The 18271-nt window shown below is 60.7% G+C and carries 9 protein-coding genes; 3 read left to right on the forward strand and 6 right to left on the reverse strand.

Going from position 1 to position 18271, the window contains the following annotated elements; translation table 11 throughout:
- Positions 1-340 precede the first annotated feature (340 nt).
- Positions 341-1069, reverse strand: coding sequence for a sulfite exporter TauE/SafE family protein (locus WAW39_RS00290; RefSeq protein WP_422314574.1), 729 nt, complete (start codon positions 1067-1069; stop codon positions 341-343).
- Positions 1070-1560: 491 nt separating this feature from the next.
- The gene (locus tag WAW39_RS00295; protein ID WP_422314576.1) at positions 1561-2832 is read right to left on the reverse strand and encodes a DUF4013 domain-containing protein; all 1272 of its coding nucleotides are present in this window, start codon (positions 2830-2832) and stop codon (positions 1561-1563) included.
- A 108-nt stretch (positions 2833-2940) separates the two neighbouring features.
- Between WAW39_RS00295 and WAW39_RS00300 the strand changes: the two genes are divergently transcribed.
- Both WAW39_RS00300 and WAW39_RS00305 read left to right on the forward strand, forming a co-directional pair.
- Positions 2941-4599, forward strand: a complete 1659-nt coding sequence (locus tag WAW39_RS00300) for a DUF1549 domain-containing protein (RefSeq protein WP_422314578.1) — start codon at positions 2941-2943, stop codon at positions 4597-4599.
- A 539-nt stretch (positions 4600-5138) separates the two neighbouring features.
- Positions 5139-6434 carry a DUF1501 domain-containing protein gene (locus WAW39_RS00305; RefSeq protein ID WP_422314580.1) on the forward strand — a complete coding sequence of 432 codons (1296 nt, stop codon included), beginning with the start codon at positions 5139-5141 and terminating at the stop codon, positions 6432-6434.
- Here WAW39_RS00305 and WAW39_RS00310 read toward each other — a convergent pair whose 3' ends face one another.
- Positions 6435-7160, reverse strand: coding sequence for a c-type cytochrome (locus WAW39_RS00310; RefSeq protein ID WP_422314582.1), 726 nt, complete (start codon positions 7158-7160; stop codon positions 6435-6437).
- Between the two features lie 134 nt (positions 7161-7294).
- On the opposite strand from WAW39_RS00310, the gene WAW39_RS00315 reads away from it, so the two are divergent.
- Positions 7295-8446: a M20 family metallopeptidase gene (locus WAW39_RS00315; RefSeq protein WP_422314584.1), complete on the forward strand. Its 1152-nt coding sequence runs from the start codon at positions 7295-7297 to the stop codon at positions 8444-8446.
- Here the strand turns inward: WAW39_RS00315 and WAW39_RS00320 are convergent, their stop codons facing one another.
- From WAW39_RS00320 to gltB, 3 genes are all read right to left on the reverse strand, one after another.
- Positions 8447-11899 carry a S8 family serine peptidase gene (locus WAW39_RS00320; RefSeq protein WP_422314586.1) on the reverse strand — a complete coding sequence of 1151 codons (3453 nt, stop codon included), beginning with the start codon at positions 11897-11899 and terminating at the stop codon, positions 8447-8449.
- 224 nt (positions 11900-12123) lie between these two features.
- The gene (locus WAW39_RS00325) at positions 12124-13602 is read right to left on the reverse strand and encodes a glutamate synthase subunit beta (RefSeq protein WP_422314588.1); all 1479 of its coding nucleotides are present in this window, start codon (positions 13600-13602) and stop codon (positions 12124-12126) included.
- Between the two features lie 56 nt (positions 13603-13658).
- Positions 13659-18245: a glutamate synthase large subunit gene (gene gltB / locus WAW39_RS00330; RefSeq protein WP_422314590.1), complete on the reverse strand. Its 4587-nt coding sequence runs from the start codon at positions 18243-18245 to the stop codon at positions 13659-13661.
- Positions 18246-18271: the final 26 nt, after the last annotated feature.

The following is an 18271-nucleotide window of genomic DNA, read 5'->3' on the forward strand; positions in this document are numbered from 1 at the left end:
TTGGCTTAGAAGGCAGCACTCCGCTTGCACCCGTGTCTCCGCACGACTCTCCAGCATCTCGACCTCCAGCGTGGCGCCTTGCTGAACCGCCTTGTCTGACTGCCACCATCTTCCACCACTCCGCTCCGCCGCTCACCAGCCCTGAAGGGGCTGAGGAGTCAGCCCAGGGTCAGCCGAGCCTTGGCGAGGCGACCCTGGGTTAGAATCAAACGACCAGGAAGCAAACCCAGCATCCCGTCGCACCCAGCATCGACCAGCAGCGTCTGCAAAGAGCTCCGCAGCAGTATTCGAGTGCCGCTACTCCAACACCCAAGATCAACACCCGTCCATTCTCCACAAATCACCCCCGGATCAACCACACCGCCGCAAACGCCGTCAGCCAGAACAGAACATTCTCAAACACCTTCTGCGGCAGCCGTTTCAAAATCCACCACCCCAGCACCACCCCCAGCACCACCCCCAGCACCACACACGGCATCAAGGTCAGGTTTGTCATCAGCGACCTCGGATTGATGATCCCCAGATCCGTACTGAACGGCACCTTGAACAAATTAATAAACAGGAAGAACCGGCTGAACACCCCCAGGTGTTCCTTCTTCTCCAGATGCTGCGCCAGCAGATACACCGTCATCACCGGCCCCGCCGCATTCGCCAGCATCGTCACCACTCCGGCCAGAAACCCCATCGACCACGTGAACACCTTGTGCTCGGTCAGCGCCAGAAAGTCCTGCCTCCTCTTGTTCAGCAACCAGTTAAAGATCAGCAGCACAATGATGATCCAGCCGATCACGATGCGGGCCATCGAATTGTCAAATCGGCCAAGCAGGAACCACCCCACCACCACCCCCGCAATCGCCGGCGGCACCATCGGCACAATGCGCCGCCAGCTCCCGCCCTTGCGGTTGATGATGTAGCCCATGAAATCCGCCGCGATCAGCATCGGCAAAATCACACCCACCGACTGCTTCGCGCCAAAGATCTGCGCCATCAAAACCACGTTCAGCGTCGAAGTCCCCGCCAGCCCCGCCTTCGACATCCCGATGCACATCGCCCCCAGCGCCGCGAGCACGAGCGACCACACATCGGCGGGCAGGAGCGTCTGTTCAGTAAGCCAGGTCATCGGGGCAGGACGAATGCCCCATGCCGCATAACCGACAAGCCCAGATTCAACGTCTCAGCACTTTTCCAAGACTCCGACAAACAGTTGCAGCCCCAGCGTGGCGTGGTCCACACATTCCATGTGCGGTTCCCAGCGCGTACAACTGTCCATCAGCCGCACAGAGTCCTCGAAACATACCTCCCGCCTTGAAGGCCAACGGCCTTCCGTAATTAAGCCCAGGGATGCCGAGCTTTAGCGAGTGCTTCCCTGGGTTATCGCGCCCCACCTCCGGGAAGCAAACCCAGCGCCTCCTTCACACACCGCGTTCTCCAGCAGCGTACTCATCGCAGCACCGCCACAATGTCACTGCGTCCCCGCATCTCCACTTCACCTCCATCTCTCCCATTCCCCAACAATTGTAACCCACCGTCAACAACCGTAAACCACTGCAAACTCCCTCCCTATAGCGCCATCAACGGCGCAGGCACCAGAAACGCATGCTGCTCCAGCAAACTCCACGCCCCGTTCCAGGACAGATACGGCGTGAAATACACCACCAGCGTGTAAGCCAGCGCCACCGGCACAATCCCCAGTCGCGCCATCCACCTCGGAAACCAGTGCCGTGGCTGCTCATGCCTCGTCGCCCGGCTCATCGCCCATCCCGTCAGCACCCGCGCCGGGAAGATGAAAATCACAAACAGCAGACTCGGCAGCCATGCCAGCTCACGCGGCGTCAGCTCAATCTTCAGCAAATACAACGGCACCGCAAACAGCAGCGTGATGAGGAGCGCAAACCAAAACGCCAGCGGCGCCCGCAGAAACGACCGGCGAACCTCACGCAGCTCAAACAGGGCGCTGAACCGGTCCGTCTGCGCGAAGTGCGCCTGCAAAAACGGCAGATGAATCGCCACCACCAGCAGCAGCACCCCGCCCAGCAGCGAGAGCAGGACTGAGCCGCCCACCGGCAGACGCGTGGCACCCAGCAGGATGCCCACCGGAACAATCAGCCACACCAGCGCTCCCACAAACCCGCGCAGGCCCAGCCAGAAATAAAACGGCAGCCGCAGCCCGATAATATAGCCGGTGATCATGCCCTGAAGATTGTCAAACTTCCCCGGCGTGCTCAGCCAGCGTTTGAAGCGCAGCGGCTGCGGCCACAAAAAATGCCGCAGCTTCCCGCCGCGCACGCAGGCCCACACAATGTGCGCCAGCGTGAGGACGATCACGACGATCAATCCCGCATGCCACCCTTGGGCAATCCCGCTCCCGGGAGCGATCAGTTCAGCATCCTTCCACATCGTGGACAGCAGCCGCGCCGGCCACACCACGATCCAAACACCAGCCGCAAGGCTGCCCAAAACCGCGGCCTTCCTCACACCAATGAACCCATCACGAAACCGCCCGGTCCGCGCCACCGTGCCACTCACATTCAGCAAGTAGCCCAAACTCAGGAAATTCAGCACCGGAATCACCGAGCACGCCGCCACCAATACAAGCAGCGCCGCCAGCCCAAAAAGCCAGTCCAGCCCCGAGCCCACCTTCTGAAAAAAGCCCCGCTTCTCCACCACCAGTACAGTGGGATTCGGGCTATAATGCGGCTCCACTGAAAGCGCGTATTGTAGTCCCGCCTTCAGGCGGTCCGGTCCGCCAGGCAGCGCCGAAGGCGCCAAACCTGCCTCAGTCACAACAGGCAGGGCAGGGGGCATCAGGGTGGGCAGCGGCGGTTCGGACATGCAGGAAGCCCTATGAAAGTCTTCTGCGCGCTGATTGTTGCAAAGATACTTTGGAAACCGATCCTGGCCTCGCGTGTTACAAGACAGGCTCGAACGCAGCCTCCCGTCATGAATTCCGCCCCTTCCTCCTCCAGCTGGCTGCTCTGGCTGCGCAATGCCCTCATCCTGGCTGCACTGTCAGCAGGTGCCTTTTGGGGCGTGGCGGAACTGCTGACCCCTCCGGTGGTCGCCACGGGAAGCGCCCCAAGGTTGGCCAAAACCCAGCTTGAGGACATTCAGCGAGCAGCGCAGGCGGTGGACGCAGATTTCCAAAAAACCTGGGCTCAGCAAGCACTCAATCCCGTGGGAAAAACGGATGCTCTCACCCTCGTTCGCCGGTTGTCCCTGGCGCTGACGGGCAGCATTCCCTCCTTGCAGGAACTTCGCTTGCTGGAGTCGCTCAAAGGCGCGGATGCACCGCAATGGTGGCTCTCCCACCTGCTCTCAGACCGCCGCACCAGCGACTACTTGGCCGAGCGCCTGGCCCGCGTCTATGTGGGGATCGAAAACGGCCCCTTCCTCATGTACCGTCGTCGGCGGCTGGTGGACTGGCTGAGCGATGCCATCCAGCAAAACCGGCCCTACGACCAGATCGCCCGCTCTCTGATCGATTCCAACGGCGTCTGGACCACCAATCCCGAGGTGAACTTCGTTACCGTGACGAACGAAAACAAAAAGGGGCCGGACGAGGTCAAACTGGCCGCCAAAGTCAGCCGCGCCTTCCTAGGTGTGCGCATCGACTGCGTCCAGTGCCACGACGGCAAGCTCGGCAGCTCCTGGAAGCAGACCGACTTCCATCAGCTCGCCGCCTTCTTTGGCCAGGCAGACTTCAACTTGAACGGCCTCCATGACGATCACAAAAAGAACTACCAAGTCCGCTACCTGGGAAAAACAGAAGAGGAAAAAGTCCAGCCCGTGGTGCCCTGGAAACCCGAACTCCTGCCTGCCAAAGGAACTCCACGCGCGAAGCTCGCCGCTTGGGTGACGGCCAAAGACAACAAAGCCTTTGCCCGCGCTCTTGTGAACCGCATGTGGGCCCTGCTGTTCAACCGTCCCTTGATCGCTCCTGTGGATGAGATCCCGCTCGACGGGCCTTTTCCTCCCGGCATGGAGTTGCTGGCGGATGATTTCATCTCGCACGATTATGACATGCAGCGCCTGATCCGGGTGATCGTCGGCACGCAAGTCTTTCAGATGTCGAGTCAGGCCAGTGACCCTTCGCATCCCGTCACCACTGCGGCGGAAAACGCTTGGGCCGCTTTTCCCGTCACCCGCCTCCGCCCCGAGCAGATGGCCGGCAGCGTCATCCAGGCCGCCTCCCTCAGCACCATCGACGCCGAGACGCACGTCCTCTTCCGCATCAAACGCGACATCGACGTGGCCAACTTCGTCAAACGCTACGGCGACTCAGGCGAGGACAATTTCGACGATGCCGGCGGCACCATCCCACAGCGCCTCCTGCTCATGAACGGCAACATGATCACCACCAACACCGGCAACAATCCCTTCATCAATGCCAGCACTCGCATCAGCATGCTGGCCCCTGACAATGCCTCGGCCGTGGAGGCCGCCTACCTCTCCATTTTCACACGTCGTCCCACCCCGGCCGAGGCCTCCCATTTCACCAGCCTCCTGGCCACCTCCAAGAGCCGAAACTCCCGCAGCAGCGCCATGTCCGACCTCTACTGGACCCTCATGAACGCCACCGAATTTTCCTGGAACCATTAAATGCCATGAACGCTTGCCCTTCGGTCAAGAACGCCCATCGCGGAATTGAGCGCCGCATGTCAAAGCGTCTCGGAGCGCGGACTTCCAGTCCGCAGCACTCCGCGTGCATCCTTGACTCCGCAAGTCACTTCAGCATTTCAATCTCCATCGCACCATTCTGCTTGCCACACACTGCGGCGATGACTTCTTCCTCTGCGCAAGCGATCTGCCGCGGACTGAAGCCTGCGCTCCAAGGGAGCCGCTGTTTCCGGCGTTCGATTGCTGCGGCACATTCCTTTAACCGAGCGGCATTCATGAACACATGCCACTCGGTCAGGAACGTCCATCCCGGCTTCAGACTCTCACTCTCCAGCCCCAACGGGGCTGCGGATTTCAGCCCAGGGTCAGCCGAGCCTCAGCGAGGCGACCCTGGGTTAGGCCCAAAATTCCGGGAAGCAAACCCAGTGCACACTTCACACGTCGCCCCCTCCAGCAGCGTCTCCACGTCCCTCCGCTGCGATGAAACGTCGCCTTAGCACTCATTGCCCACGATTCACGCCATGAACACCTCTCCCTGCCACAGCCCCTCTCACCTCACCCGCCGCTCACTCCTCCGAGGCGCAGGTGCCGCAGGCGTCTCCTGGCTCACCCCTCTCGCAGACATCCTCGCCGTCGAAGCCGAAACCGCCCCCAAGGGCAAACCCGCCCGCTCCGTCATCCTCCTCTGGCTCGGCGGCGCCGCCAGCCAGCTCGACACCTTCGATCCGCATCCCGAAACCAAAATCGGCGGCGGCGTCAAAACCATCCCCACCGCCATCAAAGGCGTCAACTTCGTCTCCGGCCTCGAACAAACCGCCAGCGTCATGCAGGACGTCTCACTTATCCGCTCCATGGTCAGCAAGGAAGGGGACCACGAGCGCGCCTTCTACAACATCAAGACCGGCTACCGCCCCGATCCCACGCTCATTCATCCCAGCATCGGTGCCATCGTCTGCCACGAACTGCCAGAAGCAAAGATCGAGATCCCGACACACGTCTCCATCCTCCCCAATCAATGGCCCGCACGCGGCGGCTTCTTTGGCGCCAAATACGACGCGTTCCAAATGTACGACCCCAAGTTTCCCGTGCCCGATGTCAAAGCACGCGTGGACGACAAGCGCTTGGATCGTCGTATGGAAGGCCTGGCCGTGGTCGAGCAGGCCTTCGCACGCGGACGCGAGCCGGACATGGATCAAAACAAAACGCTCCACCAGATCTCCATGCAGCGTGCACGGAACATGATGTCCTCCGAGCAGTTGAAAGCCTTCAATGTCAGCGATGCTCCAGCCAAAGAACTCAATGCCTATGGCGACACCCCCTTCGGCCGCGGCTGCTTCGCCGCCGTGCGCCTCATTCAAGCAGGCGTCCGCTGCGTGGAAGTCACCCTCAATGGCTGGGACACCCACGCCAACAATCTGGAAGGGCAGGCCTCTCAGGTGAAAATCCTCGACGCCGCCTACGCCTCCCTCATCCGCGACCTCAAAAAACTCGGCCTCCTCGAAAGCACCATCGTCGTCTGCGGCGGCGAGTTCGGCCGCACTCCCAAGATCAACAACGTCGGTGGTCGTGACCACTGGCCGCACGGCTTCAGCATGCTCGTCTCCGGCGGCGGCTTCGCCGGTGGCCGCGTCATCGGTGCCACCGATCCCCAGGGCGAGAAGCAAGCCCCCGAAAAACCGATGCTCGTCGAAGACCTGCACGCCACCGTACAAAACCTCCTCGGCATCGATTACAGCAAAGAAGTCATGACCCCCGTCGGCCGCCCCATGGCCCTCAGCAAAGGCGAACCCGTCAAAGAACTGCAGGCCCACGCTTGATCACCGCCCCGCGCTCTCAAACGGGCTGCCTTCGATGATCTGCTTTTTCTGTTCCTCTGGAGTGGCCGCCGCATCGGGATTCAATGTCATGATGTAGGCCACCACGTCCCGCAGCATCTGCTCGTCTTCGATGAATGAGGTCGTGATCTGCACCATCTTCGCGCCATTCACATCGTTCTTGATGGCCCCGCGTTTGCCAGATTTGAATTTCTTGAGCTGCTCCTCCAGATACCAGCCCTGACGCCCAATCAGTGGCGGACTGCCAAAAGTCATCTCTCCGCTGGCATTGTACCGGTGGCATTCCATGCAGCGCTCCTGGAAAAGCCGCATGCCCTCCTCGGGGTTCGTGTTGGCCATCACCCGGTCCTTGCCCACGGGCACCTTGATCGGCATCTGCTCCACATGGGCCACCACCGCCTTGATCTGCTCCGGCTGCAGCGCCTTGGCGATCGCCGCCATCATGAACGACTGCGGATCAGCCGCATCATGTCCGCGCCGCCCTTCACGCAGATTGGCAAACTGCGTGTTTACATACCATGCCGGCATCCCGGCAATGGAAGGAGATTTGAGTTCAATCTTGCCCTCACCAGAGGTTCCGTGGCACTGCGCGCAGACCGTCTGGAAGATCGTTTTTCCATCTGTGGCCTTCGTGGTGATGACGGGTTCGGTGGCATGTCCCGCTCCGATGCAGCCGAGGAGCATGAGTGCGATGTGGTGGAACTTCATGGGTCAAAAAACGCCGTAAGTTGCACCCGGGTTACAACAATGCCTCCCGCCCCCGGTTTTTGCCAAATCCGACACACCGCAGGACAATTTTGTCCCACACTTGCGCCCCCTCCCTGCCTGTGCCTTTCTCCCAGATGCCTCCCTTTGCATCGAACGTCGTCGAACTTACCCAGGCACTCGTGCGCATCCCCTCGGTCAATCCCGATGGCGACCCCGGCACCGACGGCATCGGCGAGCAACAATGCGCACAGTATGTCGCAGATTTTCTACGATCTGCCGGAGCTGAGGTGACGCTTGAAGAGGTCGAGGCTGCGCGTCCAAATGTCATCGGGCGCTTTCCAACGAATCCCAGCGCAAATGGCAGCCCCAAACCGCGCATCATCTTCGCCCCCCACACCGACACCGTCAGCGTCGGCGGCATGACCATCGAACCCTTTGGAGGCGAACTCCGCGACGGCAAAATCTGGGGCCGCGGCACCTCCGACACCAAGGGACCCATGGCCTCCATGCTCTGGGCGCTCTACGAAATGCGCGACGAAATCCCCTCACTGCCGGTCGAAGTACACTTCGTCGGCTTCATGTCCGAGGAGAGCGCACAGCTTGGTTCTCAACACTTTGCGAAGCATCACGGGCGCTATGACCTCGCCATCATCGGTGAACCCACGAGCCTGAAGACCGTGTTTCGACACAAAGGCTGCCTCTGGGCTGACGTACACACCACAGGTGTGGCAGTTCATGGCGCCACGCCGCACCTGGGTGAAAATGCGATCGTGAAAATGGCAAAGCTGGTCACTGCGCTCGATACGGACTTCCGCAAGATTTTGGCCGAAACCAGTGGCGAGGACGAATGGCTGGGAGTCAGCACCATCAATCTCGGCATGATTCAGGGCGGCACACGCAGCAACATCGTGGCAGATTCATGCAAACTGCGCCTGGATATACGCACCACGCCGGGTTTGCAGCGTGCAGGCGGGGCTCTGGCGCTTCTGACAGATTTTGTTCAGCGTATTGACTCAACTGCCCGGGTCACCGTCGCCAGCGAGGCTTTTCACCTCGATACCGACCCCGAGAATGCCTTTGTGCAGAAGTTGATTGCCGCCGGGGCCGGTCTGACCGGCGCGCCGTGGTTCTGCGATGCTGCCTTTCTGGCAGTCGCGGGCACTCCGGCCATTGCCATCGGTCCCGGTTCGATTGCTCAGGCGCATACGAAGGATGAATTCATTGCCGTGAGTGACTTGGAGGAGGGGGTGACTTTTTTCCGTCGTTTCCTCGCCAGTTTGAAGTAATCAAGGAATTCCCACCCGGTAGAAACGGCGGGTTTTGTTTACTGCATTCAAGTCCGTCCATGTGGTGGATGTGCCGGTCGCCGTGAAAATGTTAGGGGTCCATTCCTTCAAGTCATCGCTGTATTCGATGAGGTAGTCATTGCCCGGCACGGATGGAAACTGCAGCGTGGTGCTCGTGCTGCGGGCGAGAACCGTTTGTGGGAAGCTGCGGGGATCGGCGTCGCTGGTGCCGAACCAGGTTTCGAGGTCTGAATGCACTCCGTCACCGTCATTGTCCAGATGAGTTTCGAACTGGTCAACCAGGCCGGAATCGAGGCCCGAAGCGGTGAAGTCATCCTTGATGTAAGACCATTTGAGCGTGTGGGAGCCGGAGGGAATCAGGAAGGCTTTGCGTGTCCAGCCCACTTCCCCGCTGATGGCTTCCTTTTCCACGTCGTCGATGTAGAAGCGCATGAAATCGTAGTCAGCTTCAGAAGAAATGCCCCAGTAGAAGGTCACTTTGCACGGCCCGGTGACCTGGGTGGTCATTTCACTGCGCTGGAGGTCTCCAATGGGGCCGCTGCGGGCCGCGTCATTGCCGTCATGCGCGTACAACCATTGCGGCACCCAAGTGAGATCGCCCGCAGACGTGATGGCTTGGGCTGGGGCGTCCAACGCCTCCGCCAGACCTTGTGCGATTGTGCCCACCTGAAGCGTGATGACCTGGGTCGTGGTGCCGAAAGCGTTGGTGACGTGGAGCGTGATCTGGTACGTACCGGGTGCAGTAACGCTGCCGTAGAGCAGACCCGTCGTGGCATCCAGTGTGAGCCCGGGGGGCAGACCCTCGGCTGTGTAGGTCGATGGAGCGTTGGAGGCCATGATGACCTGCCGGAAATAGACGCCCTCATAGGCGTCCAAGGTCGTTGTGGTGATCACCGGAGCCGAGGTCGTGGGGGTGATGACGATTTGGTCCACCCAGCCAGCATCCTGTCCCTTGGCCACCGCCTGATCCTTCGTGTAGTAGATATCGATGTTATGAGGTCCCGGACCGACATCGGTCATGGAGGATTTCCAATCGGTTTCACCCGTGATGTAGTCCCGGACATATCCGTCCACTGTGAGCACGAGATAATCGTAGTTCTTTTCGGATGAAACCTTCCATTGGAACTCCAACCGCGCCGGGCCGTTCACGGTAAATTCCATGCCTGAATATTCCTCGTCATCGACCGTTGCGGTCTGCACCGCGTCCACGCCATCATGGGTCGTGGTGGTCTGGCTAAAAGGATCGCCAAATCCAAACGGCACGATTTTGAGGCTGGTCGGCTGCTCCACCGCACCCGACAGGGCAGGCGTGGCCGCAAGAATGTAAAAGTAGGCGAAGTCTGAGGTGGTTCCAGTGGCGTTGGTGGCGCTTTGCCAGCCTTCGAACACACCGGTCACCTGCGGTGTGCCGGTGATCAGTCCGGTGGTGGGATTGAGGGAGAGACCCGCAGGCAATGAGCCAGTGGCATAGGTTCCGGCACCAAAGCTCGTGGTGAAATTGGAGGCGGTCATCTGCTGATTCATCTCCCAGCCTTCACGGCCTACGACGATCCAGTTGGAGGTGATGACGGGCAGGGGCAGCGCGCTGTCCGTCGGCGTGCCGTAAAAGGTGATGGTGGCGTCCGTCAGCGTGCCGACATCCCCCACCACCTGGTCGATGGCCTGCAGCTTCCAGTCGCCCACAGAGCGCTCGCCCCAGCAATGCGTGGTCATGAAGGTCCAGTCGAGATCGGCCCCGTTGTCATTGAAGCGAGAGCGGGCCAGACGCACCGAGATGCCACTGGGGGAAACGAGACGCCACTCCAGGTTACCGCGATTTGTGTGAGCGGCTTTGACATGCACGGTGATGTGTTCCAGCCGCAGATTGTCGGCGAGGGGAACGGTGAATGTTTTGGAGACACCACTTCTGTCGTAGTCGGGTATGGGCAGGTTCAGCGCCGCAGCCGCATAGGTGTGAGACTGGCGCGGGGCGACGTTGGTCCAGGTGGAGGCCAGGGCTGTGGCCTGCTGCGCGTTCACCAGACCGGCGCCGTATTTGATGTTGAAGTGGAAACCCGCGCCATTGGTGATCCAGTCGCCATCGTATGCGTCATTCTGAGTGGCGCTGCGGACGAGAATCTCCTGCACATCCCGCGTGGAAAGGTTCGGATTCGCCTGCAGCATGAGCGCCACGACGCCTGCCACGGCAGGCGTGGCCGACGACGTGCCGCCAAAAGTGTTGGTGTAGCTGGGGTCGGTGAAATCGGGGTGCTCGACGGTGCCGCCATCTTCATTGTAACCCAGCGCACCGGTTCGGTCCGTGGTGGTGATGCCTTCCTTGCCACCATTGGAGGGAGCGCAGACAAGAATGTTTGCGCCGGGCTCGCTGTAATAGGACGACCTGCCTTTGTCGTTCATGGCGGAGACGGCGATGGCATGGATCGAATTGGCCCAGCCGTCATAATTTGAATCGTCTCCGTTGCCGTTGCCATTGCCTGCCGCCCAGAGGAACACGGTGCCTTTGCCGTTGCGACCTGTCGTGGCCGCATCCTCCAGCGCCTGCGCGCTGAGGACGTCCGGGCCCCCGGAGCCGAATGCACCGTCATAGGGCCCCCAGCTGTTGCTCTTCACCGCGATGAGATCCTTTTGATAGGCGAAGGCATCCGCCTCCTGCTGGTCGCTGGTGGGAGCGGCGATCAGACGCAGTCCTACCAGCGTTGCCTCGGGAGCCACGCCGGAGCCGCCGATGCCGTTGTTGCCGCGCGCGGCCGCCACCCCTGCGCAGGAGGTGCCGTGGAAGTTCGTCGCGCCTGGGGAGGGATCGCTATCATTGTCGTTGAAGTCGAAGCTGTGGGAGAGATCCACGTTCGGCGCGAGATCAGGGTGTCCGACCTCCAGACCATCATCGACGATGGCGATGCGCACCCCCGTGCCTTTGTAGCTGTCCCAGACGCTCAGCACATTCAAATCGGAACCGGCGACGGCACCGTTCTGGCCGGTGTTGCTCAAATGCCACTGGTAGCCGGGATTCGCAGCGTTGTAGGCAACGTATGGGTCATTGGGGACGAAACGGTGAAACAGCTGGTGCGCGAGCATGGGTGCGGCTGAGCGCACTCCGGGTGCTTTAAGCAGGCTGGCAGCTCCCTTGATGGCTGCATCCGCATTCCCGGCGAATTCAACGACGGCGTATTTGCCGCGCGCCGAGGTTTGCGTGACACCCGCCACCTGGGCCAGCGAGGCAGCGGGCGTACCTGGAGCCAGCTCAACCAGCACGCGTTTTGTGAGCCAGCGCCGAGTTCCATCGTTTTGAGGAGCACCTTTTTCATACACCACCCACTCACCCTTCGGGCCGGACTCGGTGATGGACCGCTCAAACTGCTTTCCGCCAACCATGATCTGCCCCAGCAATGAGCTGCTGCAAAGGAGGAAGGTCAGAAGGGTGGCAAAACGCATCGGAAGGGAGACACTCGAACCGGAAGGATGCTCAGAAGTTGGCTCAATTGCCACCTAAAATGAGCGTTCGATGGCTCCCACAGGTTGTCAGCCGGTGTCCTACATGGCTGCCTGGGCATCAGAAGTGAAAGTATTTCCCAGGTTCCTCGAAAAATCCCGAACGGTACAAAAAAACCCGGAGTTCAGGGAACCCCGGGTTTTAAAGAGTCAGTCTTGGTTGCTGATTACGGGAGAGCCGTCTCACCCATCAGGAAGCGATCGCACTCGCGGGCGGCGCCACGGCCTTCGTTGAAGGCCCAGACGACGAGGGACTGGCCACGGCGGCAGTCACCGGCGGCAAAGACGCCGGGGATGCTGGTGGTGTATTTCTCGTGCTCGGCTTTCACGTTGCTGCGGGCGTCGCGCTCGATGTTGAGGGCGTCGAGAAGAGGCTGTTCTGGCCCGAGGAAGCCCATGGCGAGCAGGACGAGCTGCGCAGGGAGGACTTTTTCGGTTCCAGGAATCTTCTGCGGGCCGAAGTTGCCCTTTTCGTCCTTCTTCCACTCGACGTTGACGACATGGACGGCTTTGACATTGCCATCGGCATCGCCTTCAAAGTGGGTGGCGGTGGTGAGATAGACGCGGGGATCGTCGCCGAACTTGGCGGCGGCTTCTTCCTGGCCGTAGTCCATCTTGTAGGTCTTGGGCCATTCGGGCCATGGATTGTTCGCAGCGCGTTTGAGCGGCGGCTTGGCCATGATTTCAAGCTGGGTGACGGTGGTGCAGCCGTGGCGCACGCTGGTGCCCACGCAGTCGGTGCCGGTGTCACCGCCACCGATGATGACGACGTCCTTGCCGTCTGCGGTGATGTATTTGCCGGAGGGATCGAGCACGGCCTTGGTGTTCGCCGTGAGGAAGTCCATGGCGAAGTGGATGCCCTTCAGTTCGCGGCCGGGGATCGGCAGATCGCGTGGTTTGGTGGCACCCGTGCAGATGACGACGGCGTCGAAATCCTTGAGGAGCTGCTCGGCGGTGATGTCGGTGCCAACGTTGACGTTGCACTTGAAGATGACGCCGCTGTCTTCCAGCAGCTTCACACGACGGAGGACGACCTCGTTCTTGTCGAGCTTCATGTTGGGGATGCCATACATGAGCAGGCCGCCGGGGCGGTCAGCACGTTCGAGAACGGTGACGGTATGGCCGGCCCGGTTGAGCTGGGCAGCAGCGCTGAGTCCGGCAGGACCGGAGCCGATGACAGCGACTTTCTTGCCGGTGCGCTGGTCTGGCACATCGGGTTTCACCCAGCCTTCTTCCCAGCCTTTGTCGATGATGCTGACTTCGATGTTCTTGATCGTTACCGGCGGTTCGTGAATGCCGAGCACGCAGGAGCCTTCGCAAGGAGCGGGGCAGACGCGGCCGGTGAATTCCGGGAAGTTGTTCGTCTTGTGCAGGCGGTCGAGCGCTTCTTTCCACAGGCCACGGAAAACGAGATCATTCCATTCAGGGATGATGTTGTTGATCGGGCAGCCGCTGGCCATGCCGCTGATGAGGGTGCCGCTGTGGCAGAACGGAATGCCGCAGTCCATGCAGCGGGCGCCCTGATTCTTCAGGCGCTCCTCTGGCAGGTGCAGGTGGAACTCCTTCCAATCTTTGACACGCTCAAGCGGGTCGCGGTCTGCGGGGAGTTCGCGTTCGAATTCGATGAAGCCGGTTGGTTTTCCCATGGTCTCTTGTCTGTGAAAAGGTGATGTCTGTTGGTTTGTGACGCGTGATGTCGATGCTAGCTGCCGCCGATACGGGCGACGTCGCGGGCGTTGGCTTCAAAGGCGGCGTTGAGGGCGTCGTCGCCGGTGAGGCCGTCGTCCTTGGCCTTCTTGATGGCCTGGAGCACTCGCTTGTAATCCTTGGGCATCACTTTGACAAACTTGGGCACCATCTGCTCCCAGAGGGCGAGAACCTTGAAGGCTTTCTGGCTCTTGGTGAGGTCGGCGTGCTTTTTGATGAGTTCGTAGAGGCTGTCGATCTCGGCTTTGTCCTCGAGTTTTTCGAGGCCGGCCATCTGCGTGTTGCAGCGGGTGGCGAAATCGCCCTCTTCATCGAGAACGTAGGCCTCTCCACCGCTCATGCCTGCGGCGAAGTTGCGTCCGGTGGTGCCGAGCACGACCACGCGGCCGCCGGTCATGTATTCGCAGCCGTGGTCACCCACGCCTTCGACGACAGTATCGACACCCGAGTTGCGCACTGCGAAGCGTTCACCGGCCCTGCCACGCAGGAAGAGCTCGCCGCTCGTCGCGCCATAGAGCGCGGTGTTGCCGGCGATGATGTTGTCTTCGGCGGCAAAGTCGGAACCTTCCGGCGGATAGATGATGATGCGACCGCCGCTGAGGCCCTTGCCGATGTAGTCGTTGCCGTCGCCTTCGAGTTCGAGGGTGACACCTTTGGGAACAAAGGCGCCGAAGCTCTGACCGGCGGTACCGTTGAACTTGATGTGCACGGTGTCGTCCGGCAGACCGTGCCAGTGGCGCTTGGTGATCTCGTTGCCGAGGATCGTGCCGACGGTGCGGTTGACGTTGCGGATGGCGACGGTGGCGGTGACTTTCTCACCCTTCTCGATGGCCGGTTTGCACAGGTCGAGAAGCGTGGTGATGTCGAGCGAGCGGTCGATGCCGTGATCCTGCACTTCGGTGCAGAAGCGTCCGACTTCGGGGCCGACGTCTGGCTGATAAAGCAGGTTGGACAGGTCGATGCCGCGAGCTTTCCAGTGATCGATGGCGTCGCGGGCTTCGAGCACTTCCGTGCGGCCCACCATTTCCTGCAGCGTGCGGAAGCCAAGCTTGGCCATAAGCTCGCGCACTTCCATGGCGATGAAGCGCATGAAGTTGGCGGCATGCTCGGGATCGCCGCTGAACTTGGCACGCAGTTGCGGATCCTGGGTGGCGACACCGACAGGGCAGGTGTTCAGATGGCAGACGCGCATCATGATGCAGCCCAGGGTGACGAGCGGAGCGGTGGCGAAGCCGAACTCCTCAGCGCCGAGCAGTGCGGCGATGATGACGTCACGACCGGTTTTCATCTGGCCGTCCGCTTCGACGACGATGCGGCTGCGCAGATTGTTGAGGACGAGGGTCTGATGGGTTTCGGCGAGGCCGAGTTCCCATGGCAGGCCGGCGTGTTTCACGGAGGTCTGCGGGGAGGCACCGGTGCCGCCGTCGAAACCGGAGATGAGAACGACGTCGGAGTGAGCCTTGGCCACGCCGGCGGCGATGGTGCCGACGCCGACTTCGGAGACGAGCTTCACGCTGACGCGGGCTGCGCGGTTCGCATTCTTCAAATCGTGGATGAGCTGGGCCAGATCCTCGATGGAGTAGATGTCGTGATGCGGAGGCGGCGAGATGAGGCCGACACCCGGAGTGGAACCACGCACCTTGGCGATCCAAGGATAGACTTTCGAGCCAGGAAGCTGGCCGCCTTCACCGGGCTTGGCGCCCTGGGCCATCTTGATCTGGATTTCGCGTGCCTGAGACAGGTAGAGGCTGGTGACGCCGAAACGACCGGAAGCCACCTGCTTGATGGCGCTGTTCTTCGAGTCACCCTTCTCGTTGGTCCAGGTGTAACGTGCCTCATCTTCGCCGCCCTCGCCGGTGTTCGACTTGCCGCCGACACGGTTCATGGCGATGGCGAGCGCCTCGTGCGCTTCGCTGGAGATGGAGCCGTAGCTCATCGCGCCCGTCTTGAAGCGCTTCATGATGGACTCGACGGATTCGACTTCTTCGATCGGCACCGCTTTGCGTGGCTTGAAGTCCAGCAGGCCGCGCAGGGTGTAGAACTGCTTCACCTGCGTGTTCACCAGGGCGGTGTACTGCTGGAAAGTCTCGTAGCTGCCGGTGCGCACAGCCTTCTGCAGGGTGTGGATGGTGAGCGGATTGAAGAGATGCGCCTCGCCGTCTTTGCGCCACTGGTAATCACCACCGACGTCGAGGGCGTGGACCTGGGAATCGCGCTCTGGGAAGCCGCGCAGATGGCGCTGGACGGCTTCTTCGGCGATGACCTTGATGTCGCTGCCTTCAATGCGGGTGGCGGTCCAGGTGAAGTACTTGTCCACCACGCTCTGGCTGAGACCGACGGCTTCAAAGATCTGCGCACCGCGATAGCTCTGCATCGTGGAGATGCCGATCTTCGAGGCGACCTTGATGACGCCCTTGGTGGCGGCCTTGATGAAATTGTACACTGCGGTCTTGTGGTCCACTTTGACGAGGAGACCCTGACGAATCATGTCATCGAGCGTTTCGAAGGCAAGGTAAGGATTGATGGCTCCGCAGCCGTAACCGATGAGCGTGCAGAAGTGGTGCACTTCGCGGGGTTCGCCGGATTCCAGCACGAGGTCGCACTGGGTGCGGGTGCCTTTGCGGATGAGGTGGTGATGCAGGCCGCCGACGGCAAGCAAGGCCGGGATGGCTGCCTTGTCAGCGCAGACGCCACGGTCGGAAAGGATGAGGATGTTCCACCCTTGAGTGATCAGTTCGTCTGCTTTGGCGCAGATCTTGGCCATGGCCTTCTCCAAGCCGACAGCGCCTTCTTTGGGATCAAAGAGGATGTTGATGGTGGCGGCTTTGAACTGGCCCTGGGCCACGCTCTTGAGCTTGGCCAGATCTTCATTGCTGAGGATCGGCGTCTTGAGCTCGATCAAGTGGCAGCTCTCAGGCGTCGGATCGAGCAAATTGCCTTCCGCACCGATGGTGGTGATCGGCGAAGTAACGATCTCTTCGCGGATACAGTCGATCGGCGGGTTGGTGACCTGGGCGAAGAGCTGTTTGAAGTAATCGTAAAGCAGCTTCGATTTGTTCGAGAGCACGGCCAGAGGGATGTCGGTGCCCATGGAGCCGATGGCTTCCACGCCCTCTCTGCCCATGGGAACCATGAGCTTGCGCAGATCTTCAAAGCTGTAACCGAAGGCCTGCTGGCGCTGCAGCATGGTTTCGTGGTCAGGCGGAGCGACGGGCTCGCCGTCCTTGATGTCAGCCAGATGCACGAGGTGCTTGTCCAGCCACTCGCGGTAGGGCTTCTCAGCGGCGATCTTTGCCTTGATTTCGTCGTCGGGGACGATGCGGCCTTCTTCCATGTTCACGATGAACATCTTGCCAGGCTGCAGACGGCCTTTGAGCTTCACATTTTCAGGAGCGATGGGCAGGACACCGGCTTCGGAAGCCATGATGACGAGGTCGTCCTTGGTGACGTAGTAGCGTGAAGGGCGCAGGCCGTTGCGGTCCAGGGTGGCGCCCATCATGGTGCCGTCCGTGAAGGCCACAGAGGCCGGGCCGTCCCAAGGTTCCATGAGGCAGGAATGATATTCGTAGAAGGCCTTGCGCTGGTCATCCATGGACTCATGGCCGCTCCAGGGCTCAGGAATCATCATCATCATGGCATGCGGCAGCGAGCGGCCGCCCATGACGAGGAGTTCGAGCACGTTGTCGAACATGGCGGAGTCGGAGCCGCTTTCGTTGACGATGGGGAAGAGTTTTTTGACGTCCGGGAACAGCGGGCTGGCCAGCAGGGACTGACGTGCCTTCATCCAGCTGATGTTGCCACGCAGCGTGTTGATTTCGCCGTTGTGGGCGATGTAGCGATAGGGATGCGAACGCTCCCAGCTTGGGAAAGTGTTGGTCGAGAAACGGGAGTGGACCAGCGCCAGGGCGGATTCCATGTCCGGATCCTGCAGGTCGAGGAAATACTGGCCCACCTGCACTGGCATGAGCATGCCTTTGTACACCAGAGTGCGGGAGGACAGGCTGGAGCAGTACCAGAAGCTGTCCACTTCCGCAGTGCGGATGGCGGTAACCGAACGCTTGCGGATGATGTAGAGCTTACGCTCAAAAGTCTGCTGATCCGGGCAGTTTTCTCCGCGCTGCACGAAAGCCATGCGCATGAAGGGCTCGCTGGCCTTCGCCGAGAGGCCGATCATGGAATTGTCCACCGGCACATCGCGCCAGCCGAGCACTTTCTGACCTTCTTCTTCGGCCACTTTTTCAAAGGCACGTGCCGCAGCGGCGCGCTCAGCTGCATCGGGTGAGCAGTAGGCCATGGCGACGCCGTATTGACCTTCCGCCGGCAGGGTGAAACCCTCCTTGGCAGCCACCTTGCGCAGAAATTTGTCAGGCACCTGCATCAGGATGCCGGCACCGTCTCCGGTGTTCTTTTCACTGCCCACCGCTCCGCGATGGTCCAGGTTGATCAGAATGGTGAGACCCTGTTGAACGATGGAGTGAGAACGTTTTCCCTTCATCTGACAAATGAACCCGACGCCGCAGGCGTCGTGCTCGAATTGCGGATCATATAGGCCTTGTTTCGGGGGGAGTCCGTGGTTTCTCATTTTTGCGTCAAAAGGGGGTCGGCATT

Source organism: Prosthecobacter sp. (genome assembly GCF_049294395.1).
Lineage (GTDB): Bacteria > Verrucomicrobiota > Verrucomicrobiia > Verrucomicrobiales > Verrucomicrobiaceae > Prosthecobacter.